The 13,396-nt window shown below is 31.2% G+C and carries 11 protein-coding genes, 2 tRNA genes and 2 other annotated features; of the genes, 4 read left to right on the top strand and 9 right to left on the bottom strand.

Annotated elements, in window-relative coordinates; genetic code table 11:
- Positions 1-6: 6 nt before the first annotated feature.
- The gene (locus V7Q02_RS04145) at positions 7-1,476 is read right to left on the bottom strand and encodes a hypothetical protein (RefSeq protein ID WP_333859717.1); all 1,470 of its coding nucleotides are present in this window, start codon (positions 1,474-1,476) and stop codon (positions 7-9) included.
- A gap of 145 nt (positions 1,477-1,621) precedes the next feature.
- Between V7Q02_RS04145 and V7Q02_RS04140 the strand changes: the two genes are divergently transcribed.
- Both V7Q02_RS04140 and V7Q02_RS04135 read left to right on the top strand, forming a co-directional pair.
- Positions 1,622-2,398 (top strand): hypothetical protein, encoded by a 777-nt coding sequence (locus V7Q02_RS04140; protein WP_333859716.1) that lies wholly within the window; start codon positions 1,622-1,624, stop codon positions 2,396-2,398.
- Between the two features lie 138 nt (positions 2,399-2,536).
- Positions 2,537-3,088, top strand: coding sequence for a DUF4489 domain-containing protein (locus tag V7Q02_RS04135; RefSeq protein ID WP_333859715.1), 552 nt, complete (start codon positions 2,537-2,539; stop codon positions 3,086-3,088).
- A 50-nt stretch (positions 3,089-3,138) separates the two neighbouring features.
- Here the strand turns inward: V7Q02_RS04135 and zapA are convergent, their stop codons facing one another.
- The 8 genes from zapA to ytxC form a co-directional block, all read right to left on the bottom strand.
- Positions 3,139-3,741: a cell division protein ZapA gene (gene zapA, locus V7Q02_RS04130; RefSeq protein WP_333859714.1), complete on the bottom strand. Its 603-nt coding sequence runs from the start codon at positions 3,739-3,741 to the stop codon at positions 3,139-3,141.
- Positions 3,742-3,931: 190 nt separating this feature from the next.
- The gene (pheT, locus tag V7Q02_RS04125; RefSeq protein ID WP_333859713.1) at positions 3,932-6,310 is read right to left on the bottom strand and encodes a phenylalanine--tRNA ligase subunit beta; all 2,379 of its coding nucleotides are present in this window, start codon (positions 6,308-6,310) and stop codon (positions 3,932-3,934) included.
- 58 nt (positions 6,311-6,368) lie between these two features.
- Positions 6,369-7,388, bottom strand: a complete 1,020-nt coding sequence (gene pheS, locus V7Q02_RS04120) for a phenylalanine--tRNA ligase subunit alpha (RefSeq protein ID WP_333859712.1) — start codon at positions 7,386-7,388, stop codon at positions 6,369-6,371.
- A 58-nt stretch (positions 7,389-7,446) separates the two neighbouring features.
- Positions 7,447-7,699: a binding site (T-box leader), on the bottom strand.
- A 58-nt stretch (positions 7,700-7,757) separates the two neighbouring features.
- Complete coding sequence (locus V7Q02_RS04115; RefSeq protein ID WP_333859711.1) at positions 7,758-8,540, bottom strand: TrmH family RNA methyltransferase; 783 nt, start codon at positions 8,538-8,540, stop codon at positions 7,758-7,760.
- Positions 8,541-8,707: 167 nt separating this feature from the next.
- Positions 8,708-9,067 (bottom strand): 50S ribosomal protein L20, encoded by a 360-nt coding sequence (rplT, locus tag V7Q02_RS04110; protein WP_333859710.1) that lies wholly within the window; start codon positions 9,065-9,067, stop codon positions 8,708-8,710.
- 29 nt (positions 9,068-9,096) lie between these two features.
- Positions 9,097-9,294: a 50S ribosomal protein L35 gene (gene rpmI / locus V7Q02_RS04105; RefSeq protein ID WP_012103540.1), complete on the bottom strand. Its 198-nt coding sequence runs from the start codon at positions 9,292-9,294 to the stop codon at positions 9,097-9,099.
- Positions 9,295-9,647: 353 nt separating this feature from the next.
- The gene (thrS, locus tag V7Q02_RS04100) at positions 9,648-11,561 is read right to left on the bottom strand and encodes a threonine--tRNA ligase (RefSeq protein ID WP_333859709.1); all 1,914 of its coding nucleotides are present in this window, start codon (positions 11,559-11,561) and stop codon (positions 9,648-9,650) included.
- Positions 11,562-11,625: 64 nt separating this feature from the next.
- Positions 11,626-11,862, bottom strand: a binding site (T-box leader).
- A gap of 163 nt (positions 11,863-12,025) precedes the next feature.
- Positions 12,026-12,925 carry a putative sporulation protein YtxC gene (gene ytxC, locus V7Q02_RS04095; protein WP_333859708.1) on the bottom strand — a complete coding sequence of 300 codons (900 nt, stop codon included), beginning with the start codon at positions 12,923-12,925 and terminating at the stop codon, positions 12,026-12,028.
- Positions 12,926-13,182: 257 nt separating this feature from the next.
- Here ytxC and V7Q02_RS04090 point away from each other — a divergent pair.
- Together V7Q02_RS04090 and V7Q02_RS04085 are read left to right on the top strand one after the other, a co-directional pair.
- Positions 13,183-13,258: transfer RNA gene (locus V7Q02_RS04090), tRNA-Val, on the top strand.
- Between the two features lie 4 nt (positions 13,259-13,262).
- A tRNA-Asp gene (locus V7Q02_RS04085) sits at positions 13,263-13,339 on the top strand.
- Positions 13,340-13,396 lie beyond the last annotated feature (57 nt).

The raw sequence follows: 13,396 nt of genomic DNA, 5'->3' as shown, positions 1-13,396 counted from the left end.
ATTAAACTACTCCTTCTTTCTAAATAATTTTGTCACTAGAGATTGACCTCTCTCAAAATCTAATTCTTCCTTTAATCTAGTATTCTCTTCTATTAAAGAATCTATTTTTTCCTTAAGAAGTTTGTTATCCTTAACCTTTTTATTTAAATCATTTTTAATATTACTATTAAACATTCTTTGTTTTTCTAATTCACTTTTAGTTTCATCCAATTCCTTTTGAACATTCTGTTTAACTTCCATAAAAAAGTTACAATGCTCCTTTAACTTCTTTTTTTCTTCAAGTATTCTATTGATTTTATTTTCATACTCCTGCACAGCAAATTTTTTCTTCTTCATATTAATACTAAATGAATCTATTTTTTCTTTAAGGAGACTATTTTCATAACATATCCTTTTAAACTTATCTTTTATTTCTTCTATGCCTTTATCTTCTGCTCCAATGCTGGAGTCACTTGATGATTTTTGTTCTTCTACCAAAGATACATGATTTTTGGTTAACTCTTCAAAGGTAAAAATATATAAATCTTTATCCTCTATACCATAGACTATATCTGATCCACTTGTATCCACTGTATTCAAAAAATTATACACGTTAACAGGAGTTTCTAAATCTTCATTAAATCTCATTGGAATCTCCCATTTCCCAAACTTATATTGAGAACAAAAAATATGTCCTTCTTCCTGCCAACAAGTAAATATTTTATCATCCATATAAAATATAATAGGTTCAACAGGTTCTAAATTCCCTTTATAAATTTCATATTTTTTCATACTCACATTTTCTTCAATCCGAACATGTTCCAGGGAATATACCTCTCCCTCTTTGATTTTATTAACTATATTATAAGCATAAGGAGTATTCAGTACTTTAAACATCATATTATCACATTGAATTCCATAGAGCCTTTTAGCTTCAGTCCAGGAATTTCTATAAGTACAATAATTCAAGGACAATTCATGACCTCTATTTGAAATAAAAAACACATCAATATAATTTTTTTTATTTAATTGTATTTCATAGTACCGACGAGCCTTATCTGACAAAATTATATATTGAATGGTATATAGTTTTATTTTTTTGCCATCCCAAAGACAATGTTTCAAGATCCCCCGCTTGCTTCCATCTTCTGCTACCAACAAATAAAACAGATGCATCTTGCCCTGTAAAATTACAGCTTTCAAGTCCTGCACTTGAAAATTGTCTTTTTTTATGTTATAGACCTTTTCTCCAATCCAATTTCCTTCTTTTCTCATACAGTATTTTACTTCATTTCTTTTATTGATATATAATATGTGAACTAGCCCATCTTCTACACATATTGCAAACTCAATTATTCCTGTATCAATAACTTTTTCTTCAGTCCATTTTCCTTTTTCATACATTACTTTATACATTAATTCCCCATTTGTTTTTAAATAAAACTTCCACACTTCCTTTTTATTATTTATGAATATCCAGGGATATTTATTTATCATAACATTTCTCACCTACCTCCTATTATATTTTATAAAATCTTTATAAAATGTATTACTAAAATCACAACTATAAATAATGAAGCATACTATATCAGTGTAGAAGTGCATATTTTTTGAAGATAATTATTTAAAAGGAGGAGAATTTATGTCCATTAACTTTAATAAATTTGTACCACGTCCTGGTCTTGTAAACAAACAAGGACGTTTACCTGATCCTTCTGAATTAGTTTGTATTGAAGTGCCTAAAGTTTTTGATCAATGCCTGATTAAAAGGTGCCTTGTATATAATGAAGGACCTGATACAAATAAAACAGATTGTGAATTAAGAAGTAATGCTCTAGCTGATCCTAAGAGATATCTTGGAAGCAGAGATTTTAATATAAAATTAATTTCTGTAGATAGGATTCCAATTAAAAGGAATGAAGGTTTCAAGAAAGTTATTATTTCTTATGTTATATCTTTCTATGCAGATTACATTGATTGTAATAATGTAAATAAAACTGAATTTTATGAAATTAACAGAACGGATGTAATTGGAAAATTTTATTGTCCCGACTCAATAGCTGAAACTTCCGGTAACTTTACACCTGCTGCCTATCCTAAAGACATGGATTCAAATATTATTAAACTTGAAATGGTGGCAGAAGCACTAGATGGTGAATTGACAGAAGACTGCTCTGGAAATCTTGTTTTGGATATTACCTTGGGGTATTACATTATCGTAAAATGTGAACTTATTGTACAGCTGCTCATTCCAGCTTACAGTTACTGTCCAATTCCAGATGAGCCATGTGAAGAATCTGAAGAAAATCCATGTGAAATATTTGAAAGGACTCCTGTTCCTAAATTTTATCCTGATCAAAACTTAGAGCCATTGTTCCCTTACCATGATAACGAAGAGAATTCTGCTGAAATACTTTAAGTTTTTTATATGTGATCACCTTTTTTTCTGGGAATCATATATTATAGTAGAAGCCAATGACAAAATTATTAATCATTATTCGCAAGCTATTTTACTCTAATGTATTTTAACTTTATTATAAAAAGGAGGATTTCTTTTATGAACTCTATGTCAAGATATTATGATTGTGATCCTTGTAACAGAGATCAATATGATCCTTGTGGCAAAGGTCACTATGATCCTTGCAATAAAAAACCAGAACATGAGTGTCAAACTATTATAAAATGCGGATGCCCTAATTCAATTACTATACCTGCAGCTACTGTTCTTGGTACTACTTTTACCCTTGCTACACTGACACTAAATACCTGCAAATTAAAAGATCCTTGCATCAAGCTTGAATTTGCAAGTAACCTTGTAGCAGCTGTTGCTTTTACCGGTTCTTTAAATATCCAAGTATTTAAACAGTGTGGAAATCAAATTACCCCTACACCAGTAGGACCTGCATGGGCATTTAACTTAGTAGCATTACTCTCTAGCCAGACATTTTCGTTCTTCGTATGTGACTGCAATGATACCTGCTGCAATGACTGCTGCTGTACCTATACTGTAGTTGCCACTGTTACTAGTGCAGTTACCGTTGGTACCCTTGCTGTTAACAACGCAACTCTGGGAGCAGTAGCTACATGTGGATCCAATTCATGCTGTTAGTTTGTTCATATTAAATTATTATAACTCAAGGTAACAAGCCTTGAGTTTTTTTATTTTACTCCATCATTATTTAAAAGAGGGTTTTTCTGCTTTCTTTCCTTTGCCAGACTTATTTCATTTTCCATTAATTTATGTTGAAGATCTATTACTTTATACTTTTCCGATTGTATCTGAAATTTTAATTCTTTATTTTGTGACATAAGTTTTCTATTTTCATTGATATACTTCTGAGTTGATTCTTTTTCAATTTTCAATTCTTCCTGCAACTTGCTAATTTTATGTTCTTTCTCACTTATATTCTTGCTGTCACTGCTATTTTCAAGTTTGATTTTAAGTTCCATGTTAACTTGCTCCAAAGAACTAAGTTCTTCTTTTAAAAAATCAATCTGTTCTCTATTGGATTTTTCAACTTCTCTCATTTTATCCAACTCTTTTAATAATTCATGATTGATTTTCTGTGTTTTTAACATATCGTCTGCTACGTTAATTGCCGACAAAACAGCAGCTGAGGAAGTGCTTAACTTATTATTATTTTTTAATACATCCTTTATTTTCTTATCCACATAACTGGCAACCTTATGTAAATATTCTTCTTGTTCCTCTCCCTTTAAATTATATTCAATTCCATTTATAAAAACTGTCACTACATTCATTTAAACACCCTCTCAGATCATGATGTTTTCTAAACCCATAGGGATATTTTATCATAAATCTTTTACATATTAAACATATTATTTAAAAATTCCATATATTTCTATATAGATTATACCATAATATACAATAAAAAACATATTATAAGGCTTAGAAAAAAAAATTAATTTCAATCTAAGCCTAAGAATAACTCTATCTAAGCTGCGCTCCCAGTTTATATTCCAGTGCTTTCAATATTTTATCATGCACTTTATTAACTTCAGCATCTGTAAGTGTCTTATTTGAAAGTCTATAAGATATGGAATACGCTATACTTTTTTTGCCATCCTCTATTTGTTTTCCCTTATAAACATCAAATAGTTTTACTTTTTCTACCATATTACCTCCTTGTTTTTTTATGATACTTTCTATATCCTGTACTAATATATTATCGTCTACCAATACTGCCAAATCTCTAGATACTGCCGGAAATTTAGGAAGAGGAGTATATTTATTATAAGAACTAGCATACTTATATAATATATCTAGGTTAAGTTCTGCTACATAACACCTTTCTTCAATTTCATAATTTTCACAAACCTTTGGATGAATTTCCCCTAATATACCCACTAAATCTTTTTTTATGTAAATCAGAGCAGTTCTTCCAGGGTGAAAACTTGGATTTTCACTCTCTCTTTCAAAAGAAAATTTTTCTATCTTCAAAATTTCTAATATATTTTCTACTGCACCTTTCAAATTAAAATAGTCTGAATTTCCATACATAGCAATGGTTATAATATTTTTTTCCTTGGGAAGTTTATCCATATACTTATTAGGCATATAAACTTTTCCTATTTCAAATAATCTTACCAATTCATTTTTTCTAGAATAATTTCTGCTTAAACATTCCATCATTGAAGATAGGGTAGTGGTTCTCATTATACTGTAATCCTCTCCTAAAGGATTCTTTATAGTTACCGTATTTCTAAGAGAACTGTCTTTTGGTAGAAGTATTCTGTCAAAGGCCTTTCTACTAATGAAAGAATAATTTATAGATTGACTGAATCCGCTTGAAATCATTGCTTCTATGACTTTATCATCTAATTTTTGTTTTTCACTTTTTCCACCCTTTGTACTCACACTCTTTATTATGGTAGAAGGTATATTGTCATAGCCATATATTCTAGCTATCTCCTCTGCCACGTCCTCTTTTATATTTATATCTCCACGGAAAGTTGGAACATCTATTTTTAAAACATTTCCCTCCACTTTTGTATGTAATTCCAATCTGTTTAAATACTCTGCCATATTTTCCTTTGTTATATCGGTTCCCAGAAATTTATTCACCCAATTACAATCAACCTCCAGACTATGAGGATAAACCTTTTCCTCATATACATCTATGGTACCCTGCATTACTTTTCCGCAGCCAATCATTTCTATTAAGTGGCAAGCTCTATCTATGGCATACTCAGCTAAATTAGGATCCAGATCCTTTTCAAATCTTGTGGAAGCCTCTGTTCTAAGGGCAAGCTTTTGAGAAGATATCCTTATGTTAGTTCCATTAAAATTAGCACACTCAAAAACAACTGAGGAAGTATCTTCTCTGATTTCAGAATTAAGTCCCCCCATTATTCCTGCAATTCCTATGGTTCTGCTTCCATCCTTTATAGTAAGTATATCCTTATCCAATACTCTCTCTTCACCATCAAGTGTAATAAATTTTTCTCCTTCTTCTGCTCTTTCAACCACTATACTTTTTGAAGTTATTTCTCTTATATCATAGGCATGCATAGGTATTCCTACCTCAAGCATTACAAAATTTGTTATATCCACTATATTATTTATGGGTCTTACTCCTGACTCCATCAGCCTTTCTTCCATCCATGAAGGGGACTGCTTTATTTCTACACCCTCTATTCCTCTTGCCATATATCTCCTGCAAAGTTTATCTTTTATTTCAACCTTTAATTTATCCTGTATATTTTCACTGGAAGAAGCACTATATTTAACTTCAGGGAATCTACAGTTTCCATTTAAAGTCGCTGAAGTTTCTCTGGCTATACCTAAAATACTCAAACAATCAGGTCTATTGGAAGTTATTTCTAAATCCAATATGGAACTTGTCATATTCAATACATCTTTTATGTCCTTTCCAATAGGAGTATTCTCCGGTAAAATCATAAGTCCTTCTGCTTGTTTATCTCCTGATATTCCAAGTTCTTCCTCAGAACAAAACATACCATTTGATACAAGCCCTCTGAGTTTTCCCTTTTTTATTTTTACTCCTCCATAAATGATTGAATCATGTAATGCCACAGGAATTATATCTTTTTCCTTCATATTCTTAGCTGCCGTTATAATTTGAATAGGTTCCTCTTTTCCCACATCTACCTGACATACAAATAAATTGTCTGCCCCAGGATGATTTTCTACTTTTATTAATCTACCTGTAACTACATTTTTTATATCTTCTCCTGTTGTAACCACTTCTTCCACTTTTGAACCACTTAGAGTCAATCTGTCTCCAAGCTCCTTACCTGTAATATTTATATCTACATAATCTTTAAGCCAATTTACTGGAACTTTCATATAAAAATCTCCTCTCTAAAAGTATAATTTGTTAGATTCTATACTGTTAATCTACATACTAAAATTGATTTAAAAATCTCATATCACTTTCATACATATTTCTTATATCATCTATTCCGTACTTTAACATAACCATTCTATCTACCCCCATACCAAAAGCAAATCCACTATATATTTCAGGGTCTATACCGCAATTTCTTAAAACCTGAGGATGAACCATACCACAGCCTAGGAGTTCTATCCATCCTTCTCCCTTACACACTCTACAACCCTCTCCATTACATACAAAACAGGTAGCATCCATTTCTGCAGAAGGCTCTGTAAAAGGAAAGTGATGTGGTCTGAACTTCGTTTTCATTCCATCTCCAAACATCTTTCTGGCAAACAATTCAAGGGTGCCTTTCAAATCTGCAAAAGTTATACCTTTATCAACTACAAGCCCCTCCATCTGATAAAATATAGGAGAATGGGTAGCATCTACCGAATCAGAACGGTAAACCTTCCCTGGTGATATCATTTTTATTGGCGGTTTTTGTTTTTCCATTGTTCTTATCTGCGTAGGCGAAGTTTGAGTTCTTAAAACCAAACTATCATTTATATAAAAAGTATCCTGTTCTCCCCTAGCTGGATGATTCTTAGGTATATTTAAAGCTTCAAAATTATAGTAATCAAGTTCTACCTCTGGCCCTTCTTCTATGGTAAATCCCATGAAAACAAATATTTCCTTCATATCCTCCAGAACTTGTTCTAGAGGATGACGTCTTCCTATAGTTTGTTTTATTCCCGGCATAGTGATATCAATAGTCTCACTTTTAACTCTCGATTCCCTGGCACTGGATTTTACTTTTTCAGAAGCCTCCTCTATTGCTTTCTCAAGTGAAACTCTAATATCGTTGGCAAGTTTCCCTATAATAGGTCTTTCTTCTTTTGAAAGTTCCTTCATACCTCTCAATATATTAGTTAGTTCACCTTTTTTACCTAAATATTTAATTCTTATACTTTCTATGTCCAACTCTTTTCTTTTATTCTGTAATTCTCTAAATGCATTTTCCTTTATCTCTTCTAATTTTTTTTTCACCTTAGATACTCCTTTCTAAAAATAACACTAAATTTAAAATAAAAAAAGCTCCTCCCCTTTAAGGGACGAACTACTCCGCGTTACCACCCAAATTGATATCAAAAACAATATCCTCTTTGTATATTTATCGGTATTTCCCGCTTAGCTACTACTTGATATCCTCAACCTGTTATTGATTAAAAAACACCTTAATTCACAGCAAGTACTCCAGAGCGAACTTCAATATATTCCTATTTCAAAAAAGTTTTCAGCCATGACTTTTTCTCTCTAAAAAATTTTCATATATCTACTTTCTCTTTCACAGTATTCAAAATATACTATTTAATTTTTACTTATACCTTTAGATTTTACATACACATTTAAATCTTGTCAATACATATTTTGTCTTACTACTTCAAACATCATTATGGAAGCTGCCACAGCTGCATTTAAAGATTCAGCCCCTCCTGGCATTGGAATGTTCACTTCTATATCTGAAATTTTCCTCACATCTTCTGAAAGTCCCTTTCCTTCATTTCCTACTGCAATTATAATTTTCTCTTTTAAATCCATATCATAAAAATTAATATTTGAATTCAAAGAACTAGATATTAGTTTAAAACCTATCTGCTTTAAATATTTCATTTTTTCCAGAGACTCATCTTGAATTATAGGTATATAAAATACAGACCCCATAGTAGCTCTTAATGTTTTTTCATTATACACATCTACTGTCCCTTTAGTAGTTATAACTCCAAGTGCTCCTGATGCATGGGCACTTCTTATTATGGTTCCCATGTTTCCTGGATCTTGTATTTTATCTGCCAAAATATAAAACCCCTCTTCATTTTTAATACTTAATTCTTTGTTTTTTACCACAGCAATTATTCCTTGAGGATTTTCAGTACAGCTTATGCTCCTTAATAATTCATCTGAAACAAAATATACAGGGCAGTTCACTTTATTATTTATTTCTAAAAGAAGCTTTTCTTCTCTTTTTATAAAATATTCACTCAAAAATATTTCAGATATACAAAATTCAGAATTAATAGCCTCCTCTATAAATCTGAAACCTTCTACTATGAATTCCTTCCTTAGAATTCTATATTTTTTTTCTTTTAATCTTTTAGCTTCTTTTATACGTGAATTATCTTTACTTTTAATTATATCCATATAATCCTCTCCATAATTATCAAAGTGATTCTTAGGTTCAGGTGGATTTTGCCTATGTAGTGCTTATCTCCACTTGAAGAAGATAGGGGGTGTTAGCTAATTACAACCTTCGGATAAAAATAAGTGCAGCAAAACTTTGCTCCACTTATTTTTATGTGATCTTGAATTTAAGCATTTAACTGTGCTTTAGCTACTTGAGCCAATTCTGTAAATGCATTAGGATCATTTATAGCTATCTCTGAAAGCATTTTTCTATTAATATCAATACCTGCAGTTTTTATTCCGTTCATAAATTTAGAATAGGATAAACCATTTATTCTAGCTGCAGCATTTATTCTCACTATCCAAAGTTTTCTAAAATCTCTTTTCTTTAGCTTTCTTCCCACATAGGCATTTCTTAAAGCCCTTATAACACTTTCGTTAGCAGTTTTAAATAATTTACTCTTGCCGCCATAATAACCTTTTGCAAGTTTCAATATTTTTCTATGATGTTTACGGGCATTTACCGCCCTTTTTACTCTTGCCATAATAAAAACCTCCTTTTAGAATTATTCAGTTACACATAAGGTAATAACTTTTTCATTACTTTTTCCTGAGTTTCTGAAACATATGCTGTTTTCCTAAGATTTCTTTTGGTTTTTCTGCTCTTTTTTGTTAATATATGACTTTTAAAAGCCTGTGCTCTCTTCAATTTACCTGTTCCTGTAAGTTTAAATCTTTTAGCCACACTTTTTTTAGTCTTCATTTTTGGCATAATAAATTCCTCCTCTCAATCATGCTTTTACTACACTTACAAAATTACTACCTTTTTTTAAAGCTTTAGTTATGTTCTAATATACAAATATCCCGAAGTTCAGAATAAAAATATCTTAGGTGCAAATATACAGAACCTTATTGTCACACATAAAAAAGCGGCCTAAAGCCGCTTTGAATACATTACTCATATAGTAAAGAATCCTTAGTGATAAGAAATTCTTATACCTACAACCTTACCAGTCTTCACTGTAAGGTGAGAAACGGCTGTTTCTTCTTGACGCATTAAATTATACTATTTTAACTCCTTTTAGTCAATACATTTTTTCATGTTAATATAAACCAATAAATACATTATATATAACTTATTTTTTCATCTATTTCTTTTTTAAGCTTTAATACAAAATCTTCCAGGGACATAGTTCCTATATCCCCCTCTTTTCTACTTCTCACTGATATATTTTTATCTTTCATCTCTTTATCGCCTAAAATAATCATGTAAGGAACCTTTTGTAGCTGTGCTTCTCTTATTTTATATCCTATTTTCTCATTTCTAATATCACACTCTACTCTTATATTGTTTTCTTTAAGTGTCTTAGCTATTTCTGCCACATAATCTGCCTGAGCATCAGTAATATTCATAACCTGAACCTGCACAGGTGCAATCCATGCAGGAAATGCTCCTGCATAATGTTCTATTAAGATACCTATAAACCTTTCTATGGATCCAAATACCACCCTGTGTATCATAACAGGTCTGTGTTTTTCTCCATCTGCCCCTATATAATTTAAATCAAATTTTTCAGGCATCTGGAAATCCAGCTGTACAGTTCCACACTGCCAGGTTCTTCCTATACAATCCTTTAAATGGAAATCTATTTTAGGACCATAAAAAGCTCCATCTCCTTCATTAATCTTATAATCAAGTCCTACAATTTTTAACGCATTTTTTAATCCTTCCGTTGCAGCTTCCCAATCTTCATCACTACCCATAGAATCTTCAGGTCTTGTGGAAAGTTCAACAAAATACTCAAAACCAAATATTTTATAAAAGTTATCTATGAGGTCTATTACCTTTATTATTTCATCTGCAATATTATCTTTAGTAACAAATATATGGGCATCATCCTGAGTAAAACAGCGTACTCTCATAAGGCCATGCAGTGCACCGGATTTTTCATGTCTGTGAACTATTCCCATTTCAGCATATCTTTTTGGAAGATCCCTATAAGACTTTATATCATTCTTATATACAAGTATAGCCCCTGGGCAGTTCATAGGTTTTATAGCATAATTTCCATCATCTATTTTAGTAAAATACATATTTTCCTTATAGTGATCCCAGTGTCCCGATCTATGCCACAGGTCTTCATTCAATATAATAGGAGTCATTATTTCGTTGTAGTCTGCCTTATAGTGCATTTCCCTCCAAAAATCCTGAAGGGTATTTCTAATTATCATCCCCTTTGGATGGAAAAAGGGAAATCCCGGTCCTTCTTCATGTATGCTGAATAAATCCAATTCTTTACCTAATTTTCTATGATCCCTTTTTTTTGCCTCTTCCATCAATTTAAGATAATCCTGAAGATCACTTTTCTTTTCAAATACAGTACCATATATTCTTTGAAGCATTTTATTATTTTCATTTCCCCTCCAGTAAGCCCCTGCTATAGAGAGAAGCTTTACGGCTTTGGCTCTTCCTGTAGATGGTACATGAGGACCTGCACAAAGATCTACAAAATCATCTTGCTTGTAAAAAGATATTATGGCATCCTCTGGTAAATCTTTTATTAGTTCCACCTTATAGGGTTCATCTTTTTCCTCCATAAACTTTATAGCTCCTTCTCTAGGAAGCTCAAACCTCTCTAATTTTATATTCTCCTTAATTATTTCATTCATTTTCTTTTCTACTTTTTCAAGCAATTCAGGGGTAAAGGAAAATTCGGCATCTATATCATAATAAAATCCTGAATCTATAGCTGGTCCTATAGCAAGCTTAACTTCTGGATATAATCTCTTTATAGCCTGAGCAAGTATGTGAGAAGCTGTGTGTCTTAATATCTTCCTTCCTTCCTCATCTTCAAAGGTTAAAATTTCAAGTTTACAATCTTCATTGATTTCATAATCAAGTTCTACAACTTTGCCGTCCACTACAGCCCCTAATACCTTTTTAGATAAAGAAGTACTTAATTTCTTTGCAACATCAATTACCCTTGCCCCTTTTTCAATTTCTATTTCTTTGCCATCTTTTAAACTTATTTTTATCACATCTATTCCTCCTTTGGATAAATTACTATAATAAAAATCAGCAAATAAAAAAACCCTTCCCTAAAAATGGGACGAGTTTTGCCGTGGTTCCACCCAAATTAATAGCACCTTGCTTCATATAAAGCACATTTATATGCTACCATCTCTATGTCCTTAACGCAGAGTAACGGAAATACTTACTAAATTTCAGTATACAACTTCAAGGTGGTTTTCAATAAATTTTACTTAAAGGATATTTCAGCTTATAATCCTTCTCTCTTAAAGCAAATAATCTATCTACTTTCCTCTTCATAGTCTTTACTTCTATTTTAATTTATTATATTATTCTAAAATTATTATGTCAATATAATGACATAAGTTTTTATTTAAATACGACAGTTGACTAATTTAACTTCTCTAAAGACTCAGGTGGAAACAGTATTTTAATATATAAATTTTATCTAAATCTTACAAGAACTAATACCCTATACTCTGTTTAAATTATTTTTTATAAGCCTACAGGTTTTGCAATCATCACAAAATTTAACTCTATTGGTAAATACATTTTTTATAGTATCTATCAGTTCTTTATTCTTGCAATTATGAACACAATGTATCACTATATTTTCAGGAGAGTTTGTTATAAGTGCACTTATTAAAATATCATCTAAATCTGTGTTGTCATTGTATTTTAACTCCGTCAAATCTTTAAAGAAACTATCTGTTATATCTTCTTCACGCTCATTATTTATGATATATTTTCCATCACTTAAGACAATTATATTTAAATAGTTGATTTTACTTTCTTGAATTTCCACAAAATACTTTAAAAGCTTTATAAACTCATTATATTCTTTTTCTGCCATATATTTTTCCACTACACGATCAATAATTGCCTCTAAATCTTCTAAAAGATCTTTCATTCTAAAGGTTATAAATCCCTCTATATTTATCTCCCTATTTTCATTTATACATCCACATATTTTATCTATTATATCATTCTTTTTATTTATACAATAAATAGAGTTCTCATCTTTAATTTCTATTTCTCCTCTTAATACTTTTAAGCTTTCTTTTTTAATTTCTTCTAATTCCTCATGTGTTAAAAAAAAGTATGCATCAGACAAAAAAGCTGCCATATCTTTTTTACAAAATTCATCTATCACTATGTTATATATAATGTTGGCAGCATGTATATCAAATATATTATTTAGTTTAATATCGATTTCCCTATCACAAAATATTTTAAGGAAGTGAGTACTACACTCAATACTTTCATATATTCCAATAAGTATATCTTTGTATTTAAAATATTCTTTTATCTCTCTTATTCCCTGCATTATATGATATCTTTCTTTATTATATACTATGGTTAACAACAGCATCTATTCACACTCCCTTCCAAAGTAGTATATGTCTAAACAAAATCTCTATTCAATTTTCTGTTGTCAAATATCGACAGTACTAATTTTTAGAAATAAATCATATTATATTAAAAGACATCTAACCTTCATAGATGAAATTCATCCAAGTTTTTAAAACAGACTCTGATTTTAGCAATATATTAAAAAATTATAATAAAGTATTGACAATATGTAGATGTGAATATATAATATTATTTGTCACGTAATTAAAGTTTCGTGGGCGCATAGCTCAGCTGGGAGAGCATCTGCCTTACAAGCAGAGGGTCACAGGTTCGAGCCCTGTTGTGCCCACCATTACGGCCCAGTGGCTCAGCTGGTTAGAGTGCCGGCCTGTCACGCCGGAGGTCGAGGGTTCAAGTCCCTTCTGGGTCGCCATTTGGCCAGATAGCTCAGTCGGTAGAGCAGAGGACTGAAAATCCTCGTGTCCCTGGT

The sequence above is a fragment of the Clostridium sp. genome, assembly GCF_036781005.1.
Lineage (GTDB): Bacteria > Bacillota > Clostridia > Clostridiales > Clostridiaceae > Clostridium_B.
This window is presented reverse-complemented; position numbering and strand designations above follow the sequence as displayed.

What these genes read in the sequence shown, in the direction of transcription:
- V7Q02_RS04115 (WP_333859711.1), bottom strand. Translation starts at nt 8,540, where the DNA reads ATGGATATAATTAAAAGTAAAGATAATTCACGTATAAAAGAAGCTAAA.
- pheT (WP_333859713.1), bottom strand. Translation starts at nt 6,310, where the DNA reads ATGAAAGTTCCAGTAAATTGGCTTAAAGATTATGTAGATATAAATATT.
- zapA (WP_333859714.1), bottom strand. Translation starts at nt 3,741, where the DNA reads ATGAATGTAGTGACAGTTTTTATAAATGGAATTGAATATAATTTAAAG.
- rpmI (WP_012103540.1), bottom strand. Translation starts at nt 9,294, where the DNA reads ATGCCAAAAATGAAGACTAAAAAAAGTGTGGCTAAAAGATTTAAACTT.
- V7Q02_RS04135 (WP_333859715.1), top strand. Translation starts at nt 2,537, where the DNA reads ATGAACTCTATGTCAAGATATTATGATTGTGATCCTTGTAACAGAGAT.
- ytxC (WP_333859708.1), bottom strand. Translation starts at nt 12,925, where the DNA reads ATGCTGTTGTTAACCATAGTATATAATAAAGAAAGATATCATATAATG.
- V7Q02_RS04140 (WP_333859716.1), top strand. Translation starts at nt 1,622, where the DNA reads ATGTCCATTAACTTTAATAAATTTGTACCACGTCCTGGTCTTGTAAAC.
- rplT (WP_333859710.1), bottom strand. Translation starts at nt 9,067, where the DNA reads ATGGCAAGAGTAAAAAGGGCGGTAAATGCCCGTAAACATCATAGAAAA.
- V7Q02_RS04145 (WP_333859717.1), bottom strand. Translation starts at nt 1,476, where the DNA reads ATGATAAATAAATATCCCTGGATATTCATAAATAATAAAAAGGAAGTG.